Source organism: Pseudorhodoplanes sinuspersici, from assembly GCF_002119765.1.
Classification (GTDB): Bacteria; Pseudomonadota; Alphaproteobacteria; order Rhizobiales; family Xanthobacteraceae; genus Pseudorhodoplanes; species Pseudorhodoplanes sinuspersici.
The window spans coordinates 1246370-1268080 of sequence record NZ_CP021112.1; the positions used below are offsets into that span (position 1 = coordinate 1246370).

Sequence of the window (21711 nt, forward strand, 5' to 3'; positions counted from 1 at the left end):
ATGAGCAGGACGCCCGGCATCGGCACGACCTTCACCGACGCATGGCTGGTTGAGGGCGTGCGCACGCCCTTCGCCGACTATAACGGCCCGCTTGCGTCCGTGTCGCCGATCGATCTCGGCATCAAGGTCGGCCGCGAAGTGCTCAAACGCGCGGGCGCGAAGGCGGAAGATGTCGGCACCGTCATCACCGGCAACATGGCGCAGGCGAGCTTCGACGCCTACATGCTGCCGCGCCATATCGGCCTTTATTCCGGCGTGCCGGTTGAGACGCCGGCGCATCATGTGCAGCGTGTCTGCGGCACCGGCATCGAGGCGCTGTCGCAGGCATCGGACGCGGTGTCGCTCGGCCGCACCGATCTTGCGCTGTGCGTCGGCACCGAATCGATGAGCCGCAATCCGGTCGCGTCCTACACGAGCCGCGGCGGCTTTCGCATGGGACAGGTCGAGTTCAAGGACTTCCTGTGGGAAGCGTTGCTCGATCCCGCCGCGAAGGTCACGATGGGCGACACCGCGGAAAACCTCGCGCGGCAATATCAGATCACCCGCAGCGACGTGGACGCTTTTGCCGCGCGCAGCTTCGATCGCGCACTGGCGGCGCAGCAGGACGGCTTCCTCGACGGCGAGATCGTGCCGGTGACGTCGGAGACGTTCGAACTGCCCGGCTATGAATCGCGCGGCATCAGGCTGTCCGGCAAAACGCCGGAGGTCAAAGCCGACACGCATGTGCGGCCATCACCCGCGGAGTCGCTGGCCAAGATCAAACCGGCCTTCGGCGGCGTGCAGACCGGCGGCAATTCGTCGGCGATCGTCGATGGCGCCGCGGCGGCACTCGTTGCCAACTCGGACTACCTGAAGAAAAACGGCAAGACGCCGCTGGCGCGCATCCTTGCGTCCGCCGCCGTCGGTGTGCTGCCGGAAATCATGGGCATCGGCCCGGTGCCGGCGATCAAGTCGGTGCTGGAGCGCGCGGGGCTCAAGCTCTCCGACATCGACCGATTCGAGATCAACGAAGCCTTCGGCGCGCAGGTGATGGCCTGCGCGCGCGAACTCGGCATCGACGAGGACAAGCTCAACGTCAATGGCGGCGCCATTGCCATCGGCCACCCGCTTGGCGCCACCGGCGTGCGGCTGACGACAACACTGGCGCGCGAACTCAAGCGCAAGGGTTTGCGCTACGGCATCTCCTCGGCCTGCATCGGCGGCGGTCAGGGCATCGCGCTGTTGATTGAGAATGTTGAGGCTGTGACGGCATAAGAACTAGAGCATTCACACTTGAATCTTTGGGCACACTCTATCCCCGCTCATTCCCGCGAAAGCGGGAATCCAGTCAACCATTTCTGGGTCCCCGCCTTCGCGGGGACGAGCGGATCGAGAGGGCGGAATAGGTCGAGATAGAAGCATGGACATCAAAGGACAGACCGCGATCATTACCGGCGGCGCATCGGGGCTCGGCGCCGCCACCGCGGAAGCCTTCGCAAAGGCCGGTGCGAAAGTCGCGCTGCTCGACATCAATGTCGGCGTGGCCGAGCAACTCGCCGCCAAGCTCGGCGGCATCGCGGTCAAATGCGACGTCACCGACGAGCAGAGTGCGGCGGACGCGCTGGCCGAGGTTCACAAGACATACGGCGTCGGCCGCGTGCTGGTGAATTGCGCCGGCATCGGACCGCCCAAGCGCATCGTCGGCCGCGACGGTCCGATGCCGCTCGCGGACTACAAGAAAGTGATCGAGATCAACCTGATCGGCACCTTCAACATGATGCGGCTGTTCGCGGCACCGCTCAGCAAAGCCGAAGCTTTGGCCGAAGGTGAGCGCGGCGTCATCATCTCGACCGCGTCGGTGGCAGCGTTCGAAGGGCAGATCGGCCAGGCTGCTTATGCCTCGTCGAAAGGCGGCGTTGCGGCGCTGACCATGCCGGCCGCGCGCGAGTTCGCGCAATTCGGCATTCGCGTGATGGCGATTGCGCCCGGCATCTTCCACACGCCGATGTTGTCGTCACTTCCCGAGGAGGCGCAGAAGAGCCTCGGCGCCTCGGTGCCGTTCCCGCCGCGATTGGGCCGGCCGGAGGAATATGCCGAGCTTGCTTTATTCATCGTGCAAAACGGCTATCTGAACGGCGAAGTCATCCGCATCGATGGCGCGCTGCGCATGGCGCCACGGTGAAGCGTTTGCTATTCACGCCGCGAGGCACACTCTCCGTTCATTCCCGCGCAAGCGGGAATCCAGAAAGCCTGGGTCCCCGCTTTCGCGGGGACGAACGGATCCAGAGGAATCTAACTAAGCCATGCTGAGCTACAGCCGAAGCCTGCAGATCGAATGGGGCGATTGCGATCCGGCGGGAATCGTTTTCTATCCACGCTATTTTGCCATGTTCGATCACAACACGACGATGCTGATTTCGAAGGCGTCGGGGCTTACCAAGCCGCAATTGCTCAAGCATTACGACTTCGCCGGCTATCCGGTGCTCTCGACGCAAGCAAAGTTCATGATCCCGAACATCTTCGGCGACACGGTGGAGATCGAATCCACATTCACGCGCGTCGGCCGTTCGAGCTTCGAAATTCGCCACGAGCTGAAGAAGGGCGTCAAGATCGCCGTCGAAGCAAACGAAGTCCGGGCCTGGGTGAAAGGCGCCGCCGACGACAAGACCAGGATCAAGTCGCACCCGCTGCCGGAGGATCTGGCGGCGAAGTTTCGGGGCGAGTAGCGCTCCATACTCCGCTCATTCCCGCGAAGGCGGGAATCCAGCACTTCGCAAGATGCCTTTTTTCATCGCTCTGGGTCCCCGCCTTCGCGGGGACGACAACACTGATAGTTGGGAGCCTTCTCCTACTCCCTCGTCGCTGCAATCTTCCGCAGGATCTTCAGGAACAGCGCCCGGTCCTTCGGTCCCACAATCGTATCGAGATTTTTTTCGTGTTGCTGCGCATGCTCGTGCATGGCGCGCATCACGTTCTTTCCCGCATCCGTCAGCTTCAATTCGTAAAGCCGCCGATCGTTATGCGTGCGCTCGCGGCTGACCAGCCCGCGCTTGACGAGGCTATCGAGCACAGGCGTCAGCGTCGACTTGTCGCTGCCGATGGCGCGGCTGAGCGCCGTCTGGCTGATGCCGGGATTGCGATCGATCAGCACCAGCGCGGCAAAACGCCCCGGGCTGAGTTCGATGCCCTGCGCGTGCCGGGCAAAGGACTGGAACGACGCAATCTGCGCCATGCGCAGATGAAAGCCGATCCAGTCGTCGAGCATGCCGATATCGATAACATCGTTAACGCCGTCCCGCGCTGCGGAATCAGCGTCGACTTTTTTTAGAGCAGCCGTCTGACGCGGCGTCATCGCCTTCCCTCCCGCAACGAAAGGCCCGAGCCTTTCCGGCCTTGATCGAATCGAAGCCGGGGCTCCAGCTTTTTGTTTTGACGCGTTTTCTTCAAGCGAACCGGTGCCCACTTCGCTCAAAAACGCGCTGGATTGAAAAATTGTTTTATATCCAACTAATCTCCCTTACAATGCGGGCAAACGCATCCCGCGTCCAGAACAAGCCCCGTAATGTGGGCGAATGCAGTCCAGGAGGAATTGCGTATGTCTCTTCGCTTAACGCATTTAATTTGCGCGGCCGCCGGTGCGCTCACGCTCGCCGTTTCGCCTGCAATCGCTCAAGACAAGACCTTCGAACTGAAGCTTGCCCATTGGGTGCCACCGTCCCATCCGCTGCAAAAAGCCCTGGAAGACTGGGGCACGTCGGTGGAAAAGGCCTCGGGTGGCACCCTGAAGTTCAAGGTTTATCCGTCGCAGCAGCTCGGCAAGGCTTTCGACCATTACGATATGGCGCGCGACGGCATCGCCGACCTCACCTACATCAATCCGGGATATCAGCCGGGCCGGTTCCCGATCATCGGCGCCGGTGAATTGCCGTTCCTGATCACCAATGCCAAGGGCGGCTCGCAAGGCTTCGACGCCTGGTATCGGAAATACGCCGACAAGGAAATGAAGGACGTCAAATTTTGCCTCGCCTTCTTCCACGATCCCGGCTCGTTTCATTCCAAGACCAAAAAAATCGTCGTGCCGGGTGACGTCAAGGGCATGAAGATTCGCCCCGCACACGCAACGATGGCGCAATTCGTATCGCAGCTCGGCGGCTCCAATGTTCAATCGAGCGCGCCGGAGGTGCGGGACATTCTGGAAAAGGGTGTGGCCGAGGCCGTCACCTTCCCGTGGGGCTCGGTGCCGCTGTTCGGTATCGACCGGGTGACCAAGTATCACATCGATGCGCCGCTCTATGCGACCACCTTTGCGTTTGTGTTCAGCCCCATCACCTACGCCCAGTTGTCGGCGTCACAGAAAAAAGTGATCGACGATCACTGCACCAACGAGTGGGCATTGCGGGTTGCGACGCCGTGGGCCGACTACGAGCATGCTGGTGTTGCCAAGCTGAAGGCGGATCCCGCACACGAGGTTTATCCGCTGACGCCGGAACAACTCGCCGAATGGAAGAAGGCGGCGGAACCGCTGCAGCAAGCGTGGGCCGCCAATGTGAAGAAGGCCGGCGGCAATCCCGACGCGATCATGAAAGAGCTGAAAGACTCGCTGGCGAAACACAACGCCGCCTATTGATCCCTTTCGCTTTTCGCGGTTGAAATGAAATCAACGGCGGGGGACCACTCCCCCGCCGTCATGCCAACAGGCCAATAAAGCCGACAGGCCAATAAAAAATGTGCGCCGTTATATCGGCGTTGGGTCTTGGGAGGAAACATCGTGTCGAAATTCATGGATCGATTCATCGATTCGATCGAATGGATCGCCGCCTTTTTCATCGGCATCGTGGCCCTCGACGTCTTCGTCTCTGTCCTGCTGCGATATTTCTTCGGCTACACGATCCCCGACGCTTACGATTTCGGTCAGCTCCTGCTCGGCATCCTGATATTCTGGGGCATTGCGGCGACAAGCTATCGCGGCACGCATATCACCGTTGATCTGGTCTGGGCCAATGTCAGCCCCTACTGGCAGCGCGTCATCGACGTGTTCGCGACCCTGGTCCTCCTCTTCGTCGTCACGGTGCAGACCTACACGCTGTTCGACAAGGTCTCGAGCACCTATTCCTCAAACTTGGCGACATTCGATCTGCGATTGCCGGTCTGGCCATTCTTCGCCCTCGCCTGGATCGGCGACGTTGCCGCCGTGCTGCTGATCGGCGTTCGTACCTACCGGCTGATCTTCCATCCGGAAATGATGAAAACGCCCGATCTCGTGAAATCGGGCGAGTGAGAAAGACGCCATGAGTACCAACGCTGTCGCCATCATTGGCTTCGTCTCGCTCTTCACGCTGATGCTGCTGCGCGTGCCGATCGGCATGGCGCTTGGTCTCGTCGGCGTTGCCGGCTTCGGCTATCTGACGAGTGCTGGACCTGCGCTGAAGATCGTCGGCCATACGACGATGCGCACGGTGACTGACTTCAATTACGCCGTCGTGCCGCTGTTCCTTTTGATGGGCGCATTCGCCACCACATCGGGCATGAGCCGCGAATTGTTCCGCGCTGCGAATGCTTTCATCGGCCATCTGCGCGGCGGCCTTGGCATCGCCACCATTCTCGCCTGCGGCGGCTTTGCCGCGATCTGCGGCTCCTCCGTCGCGACCGCCGCCACCTTCTCGCGCGTCGCCTATCCGGAAATGCGGCGTTTCAAATATCCGGAAAGCTTCTCGGCCGGTGTCATTGCCGCCGGCGGCACGCTCGGCATCATGATCCCGCCCTCCACCGTGCTGGCGATCTACGGCATCATCACCGAGCAGGATATCGGCAAATTGTTCGTCGCCGGCGTCATTCCCGGCATTCTTGCCGTGATCATGTATGCGAGCACGGTAACCATCATTGGCTATCTGCGGCCCGGCTATCTGCCGACCGGCCCGAAGGCAAGCTGGCCCGAGCGGGTCGAAAGCGTGAAGAGCGTGTGGGCGACGCTGCTGCTGTTCGCCTTCGTTATCGGCGGCCTCTATGGCGGCATCTTCACTGCGACGGAGGCAGCGGGCGCAGGCGCCGGCGGCGCCTTCATCATCGGCCTCCTGCGCGGCCGGCTGTCGGGTAAGGACATCCTGCGCTGCCTGCTGGAAACCACCCGCACCACCGCGGCGGTGTTCACGATCCTGATCGGCGCGCTGCTGTTCGGCTATTTCCTCACCATCACCCAGACGCCGCAGAAGGTGACCGAGTTCCTCACCGGTCTCGGCATCGGCAATTATGGTGTGCTGACGCTGATCCTTTTGATGTATCTCCTGCTCGGCTGTCTGATGGACGCGCTGGCGATGATCATTCTCACGGTTCCGATCATCTTCCCGCTGATCAAGGAGATGGGCTTCGATCCGATCTGGTTCGGCATCGTCGTCGTGATGACGGTGGAACTCGGCCTGATCCATCCGCCGGTGGGCATGAATATCTTCGTCATCAAGAGCGTGCTCGAGGATGTGAAAATATCCACCATCTTTGCGGGCGTGATCCCATTCATCATCACCGACCTGATCCGGCTGGTGATCCTGGTGGCATTTCCGATCCTCGCGACCTGGCTACCGTCCCACATGTAGGATGGCAGACCTGCGTCGGATTGCTTGAAAACCAGCGGAAAAGTGCCTTTTTATAACGGGACCAATCTGCTAGAATAGTTTGAAATCCAACTATCGGTCCACCAAGGGCCAGGCGATCGGGACGATGGAACGCTCATTCAAAAAAGAAGTGCAATCGCTGCGGCTCGGCGATGGTGAAACCTTCCACGGCGAAGGCATTCTCGCCGTCACCAAGGCGTTGCTGCAATCTGGCGTATCGTATGTCGGCGGCTATCAGGGCGCGCCGGTGTCGCATCTGCTCGACGTGATGGTCGATGCCGAGGATTATCTCAAAGAACTCGGCGTGCATGTCGAAACCTGCACCAACGAAGCCTCCGCCGCGGCAATGCTCGGCGCCTCGATCAATTATCCAACGCGCGGTGCGGTGACCTGGAAAGCCATCGTCGGCACCAATGTCGCCTCCGACGCGCTGTCCAACCTCGCCTCGCCCGGCGTCATGGGCGGCGCCATGATCATCGTCGGCGAGGATTACGGCGAAGGCGGCGCGGTGATTCAGGAACGCTCGCACGCCTATGCGATGAAATCCTCGATCTGGCTGCTCGATCCGCGTCCGGATCTGCCGAGCATCGTGCGCACGGTCGAGAAGGGCTTCGAACTCTCCGAAGCGAGCCACGCGCCGGTGATGCTGGAGCTTCGCATCCGCGCCTGCCATGTGACCGGCTCCTTCACCACCAAGGCCAACCGCAAGCCGGACATCTCCTCGCTGCAGCGCGCCACGCCCGCCCCGCACAACTTCGCCCGTCTCTCGCATCCACCCGTCACCTTCGCGCAGGAGCGCATCAAGGTCGAGGAGCGGATGCCGGCGGCGCGCGCGTTTATTTTGCGCGAAAAGCTGAACGAGATTTTCCCGGGCGACCTGAAGGATATCGGCATCATCGTGCAGGGCGGCCTTTACAACGGCACGCTGCGCGCGCTGGAACGGCTCGGCCTTGCCGATCTGTTCGGCGAATGCCGCGTGCCGATGCTGTGCCTCAACGTCACCTATCCGCTGGTGCCGGAGGAAATCCGCTCCTTCTGCGCCGACAAGAAGTCGGTGCTGATCGTCGAGGAAGGCTTTCCCGAATATATCGAGCAGATGGTGGCGACCGAGCTGCGCCGCGGCGATGTGCAGACGCGCCTTTACGGCAAGGACGTGCTGCCGCAAGCCGGCGAATATACGCAGGACGTGCTGCTGCGCGGTCTTGCGAAATTTCTCACCGAAGCGCGTCCCGCGCGGCTCGACATCGATGCGGTCTCCGATCGTCTCGGCAAGATGACGGCGCATCTGCCTGCCGTCGCGACAGCGCTGCGCGATCTGCCGCCGCGTCCGCCCACATTCTGCACCGGCTGTCCGGAACGTCCCGTCTTCTCCGCGCTGAAGCTGGCGCAGCAGGAAGTCGGCAACGCGCATATCTCGGCCGATATCGGCTGCCACTGCTTCGGTCTGTTCGCGCCCTTCAGCATGGGCAATTCGGTTCTGGGTTACGGCATGTCGCTCGCCAGCGCGGCCGCAGTCGGTCCGAATGTGAACAAGCGCCCGATCGCGGTGATGGGCGATGGCGGCTTCTGGCATAACGGCGTGATCACCGGTGTCGCCTCCAACCTGTTCAACAAGGGCGATGGCCTCCTCATCATCTTCCAGAACGGCTACACGTCGGCGACCGGCCTGCAATTCATGCCGTCATCGCTCAAGAGCCGCTCCGGCGAAGGCCAGAAGATGGATATCGAGCGCACGCTGAAGACGCTTGGCGTCACCTGGCTGCGCAAGGTGCGCAGCTACAGCGTCGGCAAGATGATGACAACGGTGAAGGAAGCTTTGGCCAGCACCGAACATGGGTTGAAAGTCATCATCGCCGATGGCGAATGCCAGCTCGCGCGGCAGCGGCGTGTGCGCGCCGAAGACGCCGGCAAGCTTGCCCGCGGTGAGCGCGTCGTGCGTACCAAGTTTGGCGTCGATGACGAGATCTGCACCGGCGATCATTCCTGCATTCGCCTGTCGGGTTGCCCGTCGCTATCAGTGAAGCCCTCGCCCGATCCGCTGCGCACCGATCCGGTGGCGACCGTGATCGAATCCTGCGTCGGCTGCGGCCTGTGCGGTGAAGTCGCGCATGCCGCGGTGCTGTGCCCGTCGTTCTATCGCGCCGAGATCGTGCGCAATGCGAATTGGTGGGATCGCACATTGTTCCGCACGCGCCGCGCCGTCATCGGCTGGTTTGGCGGCCGCGCGCCTGTTCAGCAGCAGGTGGCGGCATGAGCGCACCGCAACGCCCTGTCACCGTCCTGATCGCCGCGCTTGGCGGCGAAGGCGGCGGCGTTCTGACCAACTGGATCATGGCTGCGGCGGCCAAGCTCGGCCTGCCGGCGCAATCGACATCGATCCCCGGCGTCGCACAGCGCACTGGCGGCACCACCTATTACATTGAAATCTATCCCGTTCCTTACAGCGAGCTCGGCGCCAAGCGCCCGGTGCTGGCGCTGTCGCCCGGCATCGGCGATATCGATGTGCTGCTGTCGAGCGAATTCATGGAAGCCGGCCGTTGCATCGCCAACGGCTTCTGCACGCCGGATCGCACGCTGCTGATTTCGTCGACCAGCCGCTTTTACGTCATCAACGAGAAGATGGCACTCGGCGATGGCCGCTTCGACGAAGCCCGCCTTCTCGACGTCGCCGAAAAGAATTCGCAAAGCCGCATCCTCTTCGACATGGAGCAGGTCGCCAAGGAAGCCGGCGCGATGACCAATGCCGTGATGCTCGGCGCCATTGCAGGCTGCGGCAAGCTGCCGATCCCGGTCGGGACATTCGAGGAAGCGATCCGTGCCGAAGGTAAGGCGGCAGAGGCCAACCTGCGCGGCTTCAAGGCGGGTCTCGCTGCAGCCAAAGCCGAAGCCACCGCGCTGAAGCGCCCGGACGAAGGCAAGCGCCGCGAGAAACCGCGCAACGATCTCGCAACGCTGGAAAACGAAATCCGTGAGCGCATGCCGGAAGCGGCCCGGGAAATCGCGATCGAAGGCGTTCGCCGTCTCACGCGTTTCCAGGATGGCGATTACGCACGCCTGTATCTCGACCGGCTTGAGCGGCTGCACGATCTCGGCGCGCATGACGATGGCAAGCTGCTGCGCGAGACCGCGCGGCATCTCGCCGTTCGCATGTCGTTCGAGGATCTGATCCGTGTCGCGCAAGCCAAAATCGATCCCGCCCGCATGCAGCGGATTTCGCAGGAACTCGGCGCGAAGACCGAGGAGCCATTCAGCGTCACCGAATTCCTGAAACCCGGCATCGAAGAGATGTGCCAGGTGCTGCCACCGTCACTGGCGAAGCGCATTATTGCATTGGCGGAACGGCGCGGCTGGATGGATCGCGTGCATGTCGGCATGTATGTGCAGACAACGTCCGTGAGCGGCTATCTGAGATTCTGGACGCTGGCCAAGCTGCGCCCGTTGCGCCGCTTCATGCACCGCTATCAGGAAGAGCAGGCGCAGATCGAAACCTGGCTCGGTTTCATCGCCGATGCCGCAAAGCTGTCGCCGGCCTTGGCGCTCGAAGTCGCCGAATGCGCGCGCCTGATCAAAGGGTATGGCTCTACGCACAAGCGCGGCACTTTGAATTTCCGCACCATCGAGACGCGCCTGATCGTGCCGGCCCTGCGCGGGCAGCTGCCGGTGCCGGATGCCATCGATGGTATCGCCAGTGCGCGCACAGCGGCGCTGGTCGATCCCGAAGGCGCCTCACTGGCCAAATGTCTGGACGAGTTCGACGCCCGGTTGTCGTTCCGCATTGCGGCCGAGTAACTCAGTCGAATAACCCTTATGCTGCAGGCGGCATTGTAAGCGCCGCCGCGCTCCGCTATGCGTTGCGCGACAACAAGAGACGTTTTGAAAACGTCCCGATCATCAGAGCGAACAACCAAGGAAATTGGCATGTCGGCAACGTCCACCAGCCGGACAGAAACGCGCGAACCCATCGCCGCCGAAATTTTTCTCAAGACCTTGTCGGACCATGGCGTTGATTATCTTTTCGCCAATCCTGGCACGGACTTTCCGGCAATCGTTGAAGCGTTCACACGCGCACGCACCAGCAACGCCAAATTTCCGCAGCCGGTGCTGGTGCCGCATGAGAATCTCGCGGTGGCGATGGCGCATGGCGCCTATCTGATGAATGGCCGTCCGCAGGCGGTGATGGTGCATGTCAATGTCGGCACCGGCAATACGATCAACAACATCACCAATCTGTCGCGCGATCGCGCGCCGGTGATCCTGGCCGCTGGGCGGACGCCTTTCACGGAGAAGGGCGAATTCGGATCGCGGACCCGCTCGATTCATTGGGCGCAGGAAATGTTCGACCAGGCCGGCATGCTGCGCGAACTGGTGAAGTGGGATTATGAACTGAAGATGCCCGAGCAGGTGGCTGACGTCACCGCCCGCGCTTATGAAATGGCGATGACGTCGCCACGCGGCCCGGTTTATCTCGTGCTGCCGCGCGAACCGATCTCGGCGAGTGTTCCTGCCGATCTCGCAACCGCGCCGCGGCAATTGCCGGCGCCGGCCTATCCCGATCCCCGCGCCATCGAAACGCTGGCGGAGATGATTGCAACATCGCAATCGCCGCTGATCATCACTTCATCGGAGGGCGATCCGCGCGCCGTCGCCGCCTTGTCGAAGCTTGCCGAGCGTTATGCGCTTCCGGTCGTTGCCCATAATGCCCGCGTGGTGACGCTGCCGACCCATCATCCGATGCTGGTCGGTTTCGATTCCGGTCCGCTTGTCCCCGAGGCCGATCTGATCATCAACGCCGAATGCGACGCGCCGTGGTATCCGGCCTTCGACAAGATGAAAGGTGATTGCAAGGTCGCGCATATCGGTGAAGACCCGGTCTATCAACGCTATCCGATGCGCTCTTTCCAGAGCGATCTGTCGATCGGTTCGCGTTCAGGGATTGTTTTCGAAGCGCTGGACAAGGCGCTGGAGAAGCATCTGCCGTCGATGGCCGCCGGCATCGAGGCGCGCCGCAAGAAGGCCGCCGAACGCATCAAGGCGCGGCAGGAGCGCGTTGCCAAGGAAGCGAAAGGTGCGCCGGACAAGATCACCCCGCAATATCTCAGCCATTGCATCGGCGAAGCCTTCGGCTCCGATGCGGTGATCTTCAACGAATATCCGCTCAGCATCGAACATTGCGGCCGTGAGAAGCCGGAAACGTTCTTCGGCCTCGGACCGGCCGGCGGTCTCGGCTGGGGCCTCGGCGCCGCGATCGGCGCAAAGCTTGCGGCGCCGGAGAAGCTGATTGTCGCAACGCTCGGCGACGGCAGCTACATGTTCTCCAATCCGACCGTCTGTCACTGGGTGCAGGACAAGTTCAAGCTGCCGGTGCTGTCGATCATCTTCAACAACAGCCGCTATGGCGCGGTGCGCAAGGCGACGCTGTCGATGTTCAAGGATGGTGCCGCCGGTGAAGACGATGGCCGCTTCCTTGCCGATCTCGATCCGAGCCCGCCGTTCGATGAATTCGTCACCGCGCAAGGCGGCTATGGCGAGCGCGTCGAACGTCCCGAGGATGTGCCGGCCGCGCTGCTTCGCGCCCGCGATGCCGTCATGAAGGAAGGCCGTCAGGCCTTGCTGAATGTCATCACGCCGTACTGATACCTGTTCCGGGAATCAAGGCAACACAACAAAGACCGTTCGTCCCCGCGAAAGCGGGGACCCAGACCTTGAAAGAACTGGATTCCCGCCTTCGCGGGAATGAGCGGAGTGTGTTGAAGCACTTGCCGCTCAAGCGAAAGATTTAAGTTCTCTGCCTGAAAGGAATGCCCCATGCGTATCGACGCCTTCAATCACTTCTTTCCGAAGAAATATTTCGAAGCGCTGCAGAACAGCGGACTGCCGGATATCGGCAAGCGCTCGACCAATATCCCGGCGATCTACGATCTCGACGTGCGCCGCAAGATCATCGACTCCTTCCCGGACTACAAGCAGATCCTCTCACTCGCCGCGCCGACGCTGGAGCAATTGTCCAAGGGCGATCCCGACCTTGCGGTCGAATATGCCAAGATCGGCAATGACGGCATGGCCGAGCTTTGCGAGAAATATCCCGACCACTTTGCCGGCTTCATCGCGCAGGCGCCGCTGACCGCGCGGGATGCCGGCGTTGGCGAAACCGAACGTGCGATCAAGGAACTCGGGGCCTGCGGCGCGCAGATCTACACCAATGTCAACGGCAAGCCGGTCGACCGCCCGGAATTCCGGCCGTTCTTCGCGGCCATGGAGAAGCTCGACAAGCCGATCTGGACCCATCCGGCGCGTGCCGCCAATTTCCCGGATTATCTCGACGAGAAGAAATCGCTGTACGAGATCTGGTGGGCGTTCGGTTGGGCCTACGAGACTGCGGCGATGATGGCGCGTCTCGTGTTCTCGAAGATCATGGACGATCACCCGGACCTGAAAGTGGTGGTGCATCACTTCGGCTCGATCGTGCCGACGCTGGAAGGCCGTGTCGGTCCGGGCTGGGACCAGCTTGGCACACGCACCTCCGACGAGGATTACGGCGCGCTGCTGAAGAGCCTGAAGAAGCGTCCGCTCGATTACTTCAAGCACAGCTTCTATCCGGACACCGCGACCTTCACCTCCGAAGGCGCGATGAAGCTCGGCTTCGGCTTCTTCGATTTCGACAAGGTCATCTTCGCGTCCGACTGCCCGTTCGATCCGGAGAAGGGCACGATGTATATCCGCGAGACCATCCGCATCCTCGACGATTACGGAATGCCGAAGGCCGATCTCGACAAGGTCTATTACAAGAACCTCGAGAGAATTACCGGCAAGACATTCGTGAAATAAGGCGGCTCGGGCTTATTTCCGGCCGGAGGAATCGGACTTCTACGAGCATTTCGCCGGGGATTTATCCCCGGCGATTTCTTTTTCACGGGAGGGTTTGCTAGACAGCAGACCATGGACGCCCAGCACAGACCACCGCAGCCGCCCGCGGGCGAGAATGCCCGCGTCACGCCGATGATGGAGCAATTCATCGAGATCAAGGCGGCCAATCCGGACTGTCTGCTGTTTTACCGGATGGGGGATTTCTACGAACTGTTCTTCGAGGATGCGGAGATCGCTTCGCGCGCGCTCGGCATTGTTTTGACCAAGCGCGGCAAGCACTTAGGCAACGATATCCCGATGTGCGGGGTGCCGGTCGAGCGCTCCGACGAATACCTGCACCGGCTGATCGCCTTGGGGCATAGAGTCGCCGTCTGCGAGCAGCTGGAGGATCCGGCGGAAGCAAAAAAGCGCGGCGGCAAAAGCGTGGTCCAGCGCGGCGTCGTGCGCCTCGTCACGCCCGGAACGCTTACCGAAGACACGCTGCTCGACGCAAAGCGCAACAATTATCTGCTGGCGCTGGCCTCAACACGCCCGTCCTCGGACACAGAGTATCGCCGCTTCGCCCTCGCCTGGATCGACATCTCGACCGGCGAATTCCGCGTCACTGAATGCGACAATGGCAGCCTTTCCGCCGAAATCGCCCGCATCGATCCGGGTGAAATCGTCGTCTCCGATGCCCTCTATTCCGATGAAGATATCTCCCCGCTGCTGCGGCAATTCGAACATGTTATGCCCCTCACCCGCGACGTCTTCGACGGCGCAACGGCCGAGCGGCGGCTGTCGGATTATTTCAGCGTCGCCACCACGGAAAGTTTCGGGTCCCTATCTCGCGTTGAATTGACGGCGGCCGCCGCCTGCGTGACCTATGTCGAACGCACGCAATTCGGTAAACGCCCGCCCTTATCCCCGCCGCTCCGCGAAAGCGCCGGTGCTTCGCTCGCCATCGACGCCGCAACCCGCGCCAACCTCGAATTGCTGCGGACATTGTCCGGCGAACGGCGCGGCTCGTTATTCTCCGCCATCGACCGCACCGTCACATCGGCCGGATCGCGCCTGCTGGCGCAGCATCTCGCCGCCCCGCTGACCGATCCCGATGCTATTTCGCATCGCCTTGATGCGGTTGAATTTTTCACATCGGATCCCCCCATTCGCAGCGATATCCGCGACCAGTTGAAGGCTGCTCCCGATCTCGCGCGCGCATTGACCCGCCTTGTCGTCGGGCGCGGCGGTCCGCGCGATCTGGCCGCCATCCGCGATGGACTCGCGGCGAGCGACGCGCTCGGATCGCGCTTGTCCAAAATGCCCGATATGCCCGCAGATCTCGCACGAGCAGCGAATGGATTGCGGCAACCATCGCAAAGCCTGCTTCACGATTTATCCGCGGCCTTGGCCGACGAATTGCCCGCGTTCAAGCGCGACGGCGGCTTTATCCGCAGCGGCTACGACACGGCGCTCGACGAGACACGGGCGCTGCGCGATCAATCCCGCAAGGTGATCGCCGAATTGCAGGCGCGCTATGCCGACGAGACCGGCCTGAAGGCGCTGAAAATCAAGCACAATAATGTGCTCGGCTATTTCGTCGAAGTGACCGCCCAGCACGGCGAAAAGCTGATGGCACCGCCGCTCAACGCGCGCTTCATCCATCGCCAGACACTGGCCGGTCAGGTGCGCTTCACCACCACCGAGCTCGGCGAACTCGAAGCGAAAATTGTCAGCGCGGCCGATCGCGTCCTTGGTCTTGAGCTAGAAATATTCGAACGATTGACGCGGGATATCACCAGCGATGGCGATAATATCAAGGCCGCGGCCGAAGCATTAGCTACCCTCGACATCGCGTCAGGATTGGCGACGCTGGCAGTCGAACGTGACTACACGCGCCCGCACATTGACCGTTCGCTTGTCTTCACCATCGATGGCGGCCGGCATCCGGTCGTTGAACAAAGCATCAGCGAGCCGTTCATCGCCAACGACTGCGATCTGTCACCACCGCCGCATGCGGGGGACGGCGCGACCGGGGCTGGGCGCATCTGGCTGCTGACCGGCCCCAATATGGCGGGTAAATCGACATTCCTACGGCAAAATGCGCTGATCGCCATTCTTGCGCAGATGGGAAGTTTTGTTCCGGCGCGGCAGGCCCGCATTGGTGTGATCGACCGGCTGTTCTCGCGCGTCGGCGCCGCCGATGACCTTGCGCGCGGCCGATCCACCTTCATGGTGGAAATGGTGGAAACCGCGGCCATTCTCAATCAGGCCAGTGAACGCTCGCTGGTGATCCTTGACGAAATCGGCCGCGGCACCGCCACTTTCGACGGTCTTTCCATCGCGTGGGCGAGCGTCGAGCATCTGCACGAAGTCAATCGCTGCCGTTCACTCTTCGCCACGCATTTTCATGAACTCACGGCGCTCGCCGCCAAGATGCCGCGCATTCACAACGCGACCATGCGCGTGAAGGAATGGCAGGGCGATGTCGTGTTCCTGCACGAAGTCATGGCCGGTGCGGCCGATCGTTCCTATGGCATCCAGGTGGCGAAACTCGCAGGTCTCCCGGCCAGTGTGATTGAACGCGCCAAGGTCGTGCTCGCCGAGCTCGAAGCCGATGATCGCGGCAAGCCGGCGTTGCGAGGCTTCGAAGACCTGCCTCTGTTTCAGGCCGTCAAGCAAGCGCAGCCCCCGGCACAGGACGATGCGCCGAGCGCGGTCATTGCAGCACTCAATGCGCTGCACCCGGACGAGATGTCGCCGCGACAGGCGATGGACGCTCTCTATGCTCTGAAGCAGACGCTCGCAGATAAAACAAAATAACCCGCCGCTCTATCTGGCTTCATTCCAGCGGCATGCTGGTCACAAATCGCGTCCGCCTGACCCAGAGAAAAGCGTTCCACGCGAGCGACGCCAGCAACCCCAACCCGAGCGCCCACCACACGCCGGTCACCGGTGTCAAAAAGTGGACGATCACAAAGACTAAAATGAGCCCAAGCATCGGCACCTGGGCATGGGCGATGACATTGGAGGTCGCCTTGCCACCGATGCGCGTATGCAGGATGATGATGAAGCTCGACATCGCCATCGGAAACACCGCGAAAAGGCCGGACGCAAATGGTCCGATGGAGTGGCTCACAGTGGTCACGAGGATCACGAAAAGCGACACCAGCGCGGCACGCACGGGGATGTCGTAAGGATTCGGTGTCGTTTCCGGCTTGGACACCGATGCTGCGCGTGCACGCGCAGTCACGCTGATGGTGATCGTCACCACAATCGCATTCAGGATGATCGCGCCCCAGATTCCCCAATCCACGAACCGCAGAAGCGACGCCACGGCAAACCACGCCAGCAGCGCACTCCCGAGACTGACGACGAGAGATCGCTTCTGGGCCAGCAATGCATAGGCCGCGGCGAAGATGACACCCGCGGCATTGCCGGCAAGACTGCCAATCGCGGAATGAGAAATGAATTCAGGCGTATGTTCCAGCGCCAGGATGATGTAGGCCGCGCCGACCGAGGTCGGCAGCGAGGCGATCATGGCGCCGAGAAAAGGGCCTCCACGCTCCACGATCAGCGATGCCGTGACGATGATTGTCGCCGTCAGCGCCGCTTTGAGGACAAGCGAGAGCCAGAAATAATCGACAGGAGACATGGCGGGGAAAGCACCGGTGCTCCCCGGCATGAGGGGATGCTTTTTCGCGTAAGGGTTGCGGAAATTCCGCCATGCCTGTAGCGAACTTCGCGGCGCGCGCCTAGAGCCTCACCCCCGATTCTGTGGCAAAGAATGCCTGCCTTACCAAAATTTGATAGCACCCCACCCGTTGGGGCGCGATTACACTATAAACCTGTTCCAAAAAGGGATTAGCCGCGCTTGAGCGACACGGCGACTGACGGGCCGGCTTTGATCGTCTGATACACAACACAATACCGTTCGGTCAGCTTCAGCAACTGATCGAGCTTCTCCTGCGGCGCATCAGTATCAACATCGAATGTCAGGCGGATTTCGCGGAAACCGACCGGGGCGTCCTTCGCCACACCCAGCGTGCCGCGGAAATCGAGATCGCCTTCAGCCGAAACCCGTCCGGACTTCAGCGGAATATCCAGCGCCGTCGCGACGGCCTTCAATGTGACGCCGGCACAGGCCACGAGCGCTTCCAGCAGCATATCGCCGGAGCAAAGTTCCATACCCGAGCCACCGGTGGCAGGATGCAGACCCGCTATAGCCAGCGCCCGGCCGGTCTCGACCTTGCAGGCGATGTTGGTATCGTCGAGCGTGCCTTTGGCCTTCAGCGTGATCAGCGCGGCATCGGCGTCACTCTTGTACCGATCCTTGATCGGGGCCTGCATCGCCCGCAATTCGGCAGCATCCATTTTTTATCCTTCGCTTTCTTATCCCTCCTCTTTCGAGGGAGAGAAACATCAATTCGGCGCCAGCACGACACGTCCAATGACATGGCCATCTTTCAGGTCATGCAGGCTCTGGTTGACGCTGTCGAGCGGGCGAATTTGCACCGGCATGTAAGGCATCGGCGTTCGCTGCAAAAGAGCAATCAGTTCTTTCAGCTCCGGGAGGCTGCCCGTGTATGAGCCCTGAATCGTCATCGCCCGCATCGGGATATACGGCGTCGGGATCGTAATCTCCCCGCCGAACAAACCAACGACGACCAGATGACCGCCCTTGGTCAGAAGATCGCTGCCGAGCTTCACCGTCGCACCGGAGCCGACAAAATCCACCACCGCCCAGATGCGCCCATTCACCAACGCCTGGATCTGTGCCGCGGCGTCGGGTGCATTGGTATCGACAGTCGCCAGTGCTCCCGCTTGCATCGCCGCATCACGCTTGTCAGCATCGATATCGACCACAATTGCTCCCCGCGCCTGCATGGCACGAAGGATGGCCAGGCCCATCAGGCCGACGCCACCAGCCCCGATCAGAACCAGCGGCTCGCTTTTGAGAAGGTCGCCGAATTTCTTCAGCGCGCCATAGGCTGTCACGCCGGAACAGGCCAAAGGCGCCGCCTGTTCGCGCGGGATATCGCCATAGTCGATCAGATAACGCGGATGCGGCACCATGATATGATCGGCAAAGCCGCCCGGCCGGAACGCGCCGACAAATTGCGGCTTGAGGCAAAGCTGTTCGTCCCCGCGCTGGCAGACCGCGCATTCACCGCAGCCGATCCATGGATAGACCAGCCGCTCGTCGCCGACTGACACACCTTTGGCATCCGGTCCGATGGCGACGACCTTGCCGACATTCTCGTGTCCCAGCGTGATCGGCAGTTTCAAGCCGCGATCGGCAAGACGCATGACCTTGCCGCCGCCGATGTCATATTCACCTTCCCAGAAGTGAATGTCGCTATGGCAGATACCGGCAGCCGTGACCTGCAGCAGCACTTCGCTGCCGACCGGTTGCGGGGTTTGCTCCTCACGCAGTTGCAGCGGCGCGCCGCATTCACAGACCTGGTAGGATTTCATGGCACCCTCATCCGTCATGCCCGGCACTGACGATATTGAGATTGCTCGATGGTGTCACCACCACATTGCCGCGCCGTCTTCGGACTTGATGGTTCGATCATCGATACTGATGGCACGACCGAGGGACCGATCGAGCGCCGCCAAAACACGTCGCTTCACGTGATCAAAAGCCGCCGATTGACGGTCCCGCGGACGTGGCAAATCGGCCTCGATTTCCTCGAACAAACGCCCTGGACGCGGCCTCATGACGACGATGCGATCGGCGAGAACAATGGCTTCCTCGACATCATGCGTGACGAGGACCAGCGTCGGTTTGGAATCCGCCCAGAGGTCGAGCAAATGGTCCTGCAGATCCGTGCGGGTGAAAGCATCGAGCGCCGAAAATGGCTCGTCGAGCAGCAGCACTTCGGGCTGTGGCACCAAAGCGCGCGCGATGGCGACACGCTGCGCCTGACCGCCTGACAATTCGCGCGGCCAGACACCCGCCTTGTCGGTGAGGCCGACGCGATCCAGCGCGCGCGCAACGCGTTCCTTGCGTTCAGTTGCCGGCAGATGCGCAAGACCGAAGCCGACATTCTCCGCAACCGTCAGCCACGGCAGCAGCCGCGGCTCCTGAAAGATGATGCCTATCTTCTCATGCGGCTGCGTGATGACTTCGTCGTCGAGATGCACGAGGCCCTTTGTCGGCCGGTCGAGACCTGAGATCGCACGGAGCAAGGTGGACTTACCGCAACCGGAGCCGCCGACAATGGCGACGATCTCGCCCGGCGCGACGTCGAGCGTGAATTCTTCAAGCGCCCGGACATTGTTGGGATAGACTTTTGTGACACGCGCGAGCGACAGCACGATCAGGCCTCCTGCCGCGCATGAAAGCGATCTTCCCAGCGCAGGAACGGTGCGGTGCCTGCGGTGAGCAGCCAGTCGGTTGTCTTGCCGAGAATCGCAAAGACAATGATTGCAGCGACGATCTGCGCCGGCTTACCGAGCTGCTGACCATCGATCAAAAGATAACCAAGGCCCTCGGAGGCTCCCATGAATTCGGCGGCGACAACGAACATCCAGCCAAGCCCAAGACCCGAGCGCAGCGACACCACATAAGCCGGCATCACGGCAGGCAAGAGAATGCGCCGCACCAGCGCGGGTCCGGAGAGACGAAAGGCGCGGCCGACTTCGACGATCTTGCGGTCGACCGACAGGATCGCACCCATCACGCCGAGATAAACCGGAAAGAAAACACCGACGGCAATCAGCGTCACCTTCGATGCTTCGAAGATGCCGAGCCACAGGATGAAGAGCGGCACCCAGGCAATCGAGGGAATAGCGCGCAACGCCTGCAATGTCGGATCGATGACCGTGCGGGTCAGCGCCGAATAGCCGGCGATGGCGCCAAACAGCGTGCCGGCGGCGACACCAAGCCCGAAGCCTGCGACGACGCGGAGAATGGTGGCCTGCGCGTGACGCCAAAGCTCGCCGGTTTTCGCAAGCTCCCACAAGGTGACAGCGATCACCGATGGCGGCGGCACCAGCCGGCCATCGGAAAATCCGAGATAGACCGCCAATTCCCACAACGCCGCAATGCCGAGCGGCAAAACGAGGCCCAGCAACGGATTGCGAAACCATGGCCGGCGCGCACGTGGTTCAGATGCGACGCTGTCAGTCTGCTGTGCCGTTGGAAATGTCATGTCGATGGTAGACATGGCGCAACCGGATTTCGGGTTCAAGAAATAACTGAGAAAGCCAATGCCGCGTCAATTAAGCCGTTCCCGAACCGCTGGGAGGATGCCGCCCGGGAACGGCGAGCCTGACGATCAATTCGTCAGGGCGACGCTGTCATCGATCAGCGAATCCACCGTGGACTTCACGTCCACATTGGCGGGGATCACGCCGGCCTGCTGCAGGGCGATACCAGCAGCGAGGATCGATTCTTTCTGCGGCGCGCCGATCTTCGAATGGGTGAGTTCGGTGCGCTCCTTGAGCTGACGCTCGACCACGGCGTCCGGCAGTTTGGTGACGGCGATGAAGGTCTTCTTCACTTCGTCCGGATTGGCGAGCGAATATTTGCGCGCCTCCTCGTAGACTTTCAGCACGCGCTGAACGAGGTCGGGGTGCTTCTTCAGAAAGTCCTCGCGCACATTCAGGATGCCCCAGGTATTGGCGTCCTTGTTGCGATAGAACAGCTTGGCGCCATCTTCGATCTCGGCGGCGGCCATCATGGGATCGAGACCGGCCCACGCATCGACGTCACCGCGAATGAGCGCAGCCTTGCCGTCGGCATGCTGCAGCAGAACGGGAGTGATGTCCTTGTCGGTGAGCTTCACGCTTTGCAGGGCGCGGACGAGGAAGATATGGGGATCGGTGCCGCGCGTCACGGCGACGCGCTTGCCCTTCAAGTCCTCGATCTTGCTGATGGTCGAATTCTTGCCGGTGACGAGCGCGGTCCATTCAGGCCGCGAATAGACATAGATCGACTTGATCGGATTGCCGTTGATCTTGGCGACCAACGCGGCCGAGCCCGCGGTCGAACCGAAATCGATCGACGAGGCATTGAGGAATTCCAGCGCCTTGTTGGAACCGGCGCTCTGCACCCAGCGGATCGTGATGCCGTCCTTGGCGAATTCCTTCTCGAGCAGGCCCTTGTCCTTCAGGACCAGCGAGACCGGATTATAGGTCGCCCAATCGATGCGGATCTCTTTGGGCAAATCCTTGGGCTTGTCCTGCGCGAATAGCGCCGTGCTCGGCACGAGGCCGACAAAAAGCGCCGACGCCAGGATCGAGCGGCGGGACAAGAAAGCCATGATTAACCTCC

Annotated in this window: 18 protein-coding genes; 11 read left to right on the plus strand and 7 right to left on the minus strand. The window is 61.4% G+C overall.

Features of this window, described 5'->3' with window-relative positions; all coding sequences use genetic code 11:
* The 3 genes from CAK95_RS06195 (at nucleotide 1) to CAK95_RS06205 (ending at nucleotide 2705) form a co-directional block, all read left to right on the plus strand.
* Entirely contained in the window at nucleotides 1-1254 is a 1254-nt protein-coding gene (locus CAK95_RS06195) for a thiolase family protein (protein ID WP_086087136.1), read from the plus strand.
* Nucleotides 1255-1399: 145 nt separating this feature from the next.
* Nucleotides 1400-2161, plus strand: coding sequence for an SDR family NAD(P)-dependent oxidoreductase (locus tag CAK95_RS06200; RefSeq protein ID WP_086087137.1), 762 nt, complete (start codon nucleotides 1400-1402; stop codon nucleotides 2159-2161).
* Nucleotides 2162-2282: 121 nt separating this feature from the next.
* Entirely contained in the window at nucleotides 2283-2705 is a 423-nt protein-coding gene (locus tag CAK95_RS06205; protein ID WP_086087138.1) for an acyl-CoA thioesterase, read from the plus strand.
* A gap of 122 nt (nucleotides 2706-2827) precedes the next feature.
* Here the strand turns inward: CAK95_RS06205 and CAK95_RS06210 are convergent, their stop codons facing one another.
* Complete coding sequence (locus CAK95_RS06210) at nucleotides 2828-3331, minus strand: MarR family winged helix-turn-helix transcriptional regulator (protein WP_086087139.1); 504 nt, start codon at nucleotides 3329-3331, stop codon at nucleotides 2828-2830.
* A gap of 243 nt (nucleotides 3332-3574) precedes the next feature.
* On the opposite strand from CAK95_RS06210, the gene CAK95_RS06215 reads away from it, so the two are divergent.
* From CAK95_RS06215 to mutS, 8 genes are all read left to right on the plus strand, one after another.
* Nucleotides 3575-4606 (plus strand): TRAP transporter substrate-binding protein, encoded by a 1032-nt coding sequence (locus tag CAK95_RS06215; RefSeq protein ID WP_086091226.1) that lies wholly within the window; start codon nucleotides 3575-3577, stop codon nucleotides 4604-4606.
* A 153-nt stretch (nucleotides 4607-4759) separates the two neighbouring features.
* Nucleotides 4760-5257 carry a TRAP transporter small permease gene (locus tag CAK95_RS06220; RefSeq protein WP_425349698.1) on the plus strand — a complete coding sequence of 166 codons (498 nt, stop codon included), beginning with the start codon at nucleotides 4760-4762 and terminating at the stop codon, nucleotides 5255-5257.
* A gap of 10 nt (nucleotides 5258-5267) precedes the next feature.
* On the plus strand, nucleotides 5268-6566 hold the full coding sequence (locus CAK95_RS06225; RefSeq protein WP_086087140.1) for a TRAP transporter large permease: 1299 nt from the start codon (nucleotides 5268-5270) through the stop codon (nucleotides 6564-6566).
* A 124-nt stretch (nucleotides 6567-6690) separates the two neighbouring features.
* Complete coding sequence (locus CAK95_RS06230; protein ID WP_086087141.1) at nucleotides 6691-8838, plus strand: thiamine pyrophosphate-dependent enzyme; 2148 nt, start codon at nucleotides 6691-6693, stop codon at nucleotides 8836-8838.
* Nucleotides 8835-10373 (plus strand): indolepyruvate oxidoreductase subunit beta family protein, encoded by a 1539-nt coding sequence (locus CAK95_RS06235; protein ID WP_086087142.1) that lies wholly within the window; start codon nucleotides 8835-8837, stop codon nucleotides 10371-10373. Before CAK95_RS06230 ends, CAK95_RS06235 begins: the two co-directional genes overlap by 4 nt.
* Before the next feature lie 129 nt (nucleotides 10374-10502).
* Nucleotides 10503-12218 (plus strand): thiamine pyrophosphate-requiring protein, encoded by a 1716-nt coding sequence (locus CAK95_RS06240; RefSeq protein WP_157699555.1) that lies wholly within the window; start codon nucleotides 10503-10505, stop codon nucleotides 12216-12218.
* Between the two features lie 171 nt (nucleotides 12219-12389).
* Nucleotides 12390-13409 carry an amidohydrolase family protein gene (locus CAK95_RS06245; protein ID WP_086087144.1) on the plus strand — a complete coding sequence of 340 codons (1020 nt, stop codon included), beginning with the start codon at nucleotides 12390-12392 and terminating at the stop codon, nucleotides 13407-13409.
* Between the two features lie 111 nt (nucleotides 13410-13520).
* Nucleotides 13521-16250 (plus strand): DNA mismatch repair protein MutS, encoded by a 2730-nt coding sequence (mutS, locus tag CAK95_RS06250; protein WP_086087145.1) that lies wholly within the window; start codon nucleotides 13521-13523, stop codon nucleotides 16248-16250.
* A 19-nt stretch (nucleotides 16251-16269) separates the two neighbouring features.
* Here the strand turns inward: mutS and CAK95_RS06255 are convergent, their stop codons facing one another.
* The 6 genes from CAK95_RS06255 to CAK95_RS06280 all read right to left on the minus strand — a co-directional run bounded on the left by CAK95_RS06255 (nucleotide 16270) and on the right by CAK95_RS06280 (nucleotide 21700).
* Nucleotides 16270-17082, minus strand: a complete 813-nt coding sequence (locus CAK95_RS06255) for a hypothetical protein (RefSeq protein ID WP_086087146.1) — start codon at nucleotides 17080-17082, stop codon at nucleotides 16270-16272.
* Nucleotides 17083-17291: 209 nt separating this feature from the next.
* On the minus strand, nucleotides 17292-17801 hold the full coding sequence (locus CAK95_RS06260; protein WP_086087147.1) for an OsmC family protein: 510 nt from the start codon (nucleotides 17799-17801) through the stop codon (nucleotides 17292-17294).
* 48 nt (nucleotides 17802-17849) lie between these two features.
* Nucleotides 17850-18905 (minus strand): alcohol dehydrogenase, encoded by a 1056-nt coding sequence (locus CAK95_RS06265; RefSeq protein WP_086087148.1) that lies wholly within the window; start codon nucleotides 18903-18905, stop codon nucleotides 17850-17852.
* A 54-nt stretch (nucleotides 18906-18959) separates the two neighbouring features.
* Nucleotides 18960-19751 (minus strand): ABC transporter ATP-binding protein, encoded by a 792-nt coding sequence (locus CAK95_RS06270; protein WP_086087149.1) that lies wholly within the window; start codon nucleotides 19749-19751, stop codon nucleotides 18960-18962.
* Between the two features lie 2 nt (nucleotides 19752-19753).
* Complete coding sequence (locus CAK95_RS06275) at nucleotides 19754-20587, minus strand: ABC transporter permease (protein WP_086091228.1); 834 nt, start codon at nucleotides 20585-20587, stop codon at nucleotides 19754-19756.
* Nucleotides 20588-20713: 126 nt separating this feature from the next.
* Nucleotides 20714-21700: an aliphatic sulfonate ABC transporter substrate-binding protein gene (locus CAK95_RS06280; RefSeq protein ID WP_086087150.1), complete on the minus strand. Its 987-nt coding sequence runs from the start codon at nucleotides 21698-21700 to the stop codon at nucleotides 20714-20716.
* Nucleotides 21701-21711: the final 11 nt, after the last annotated feature.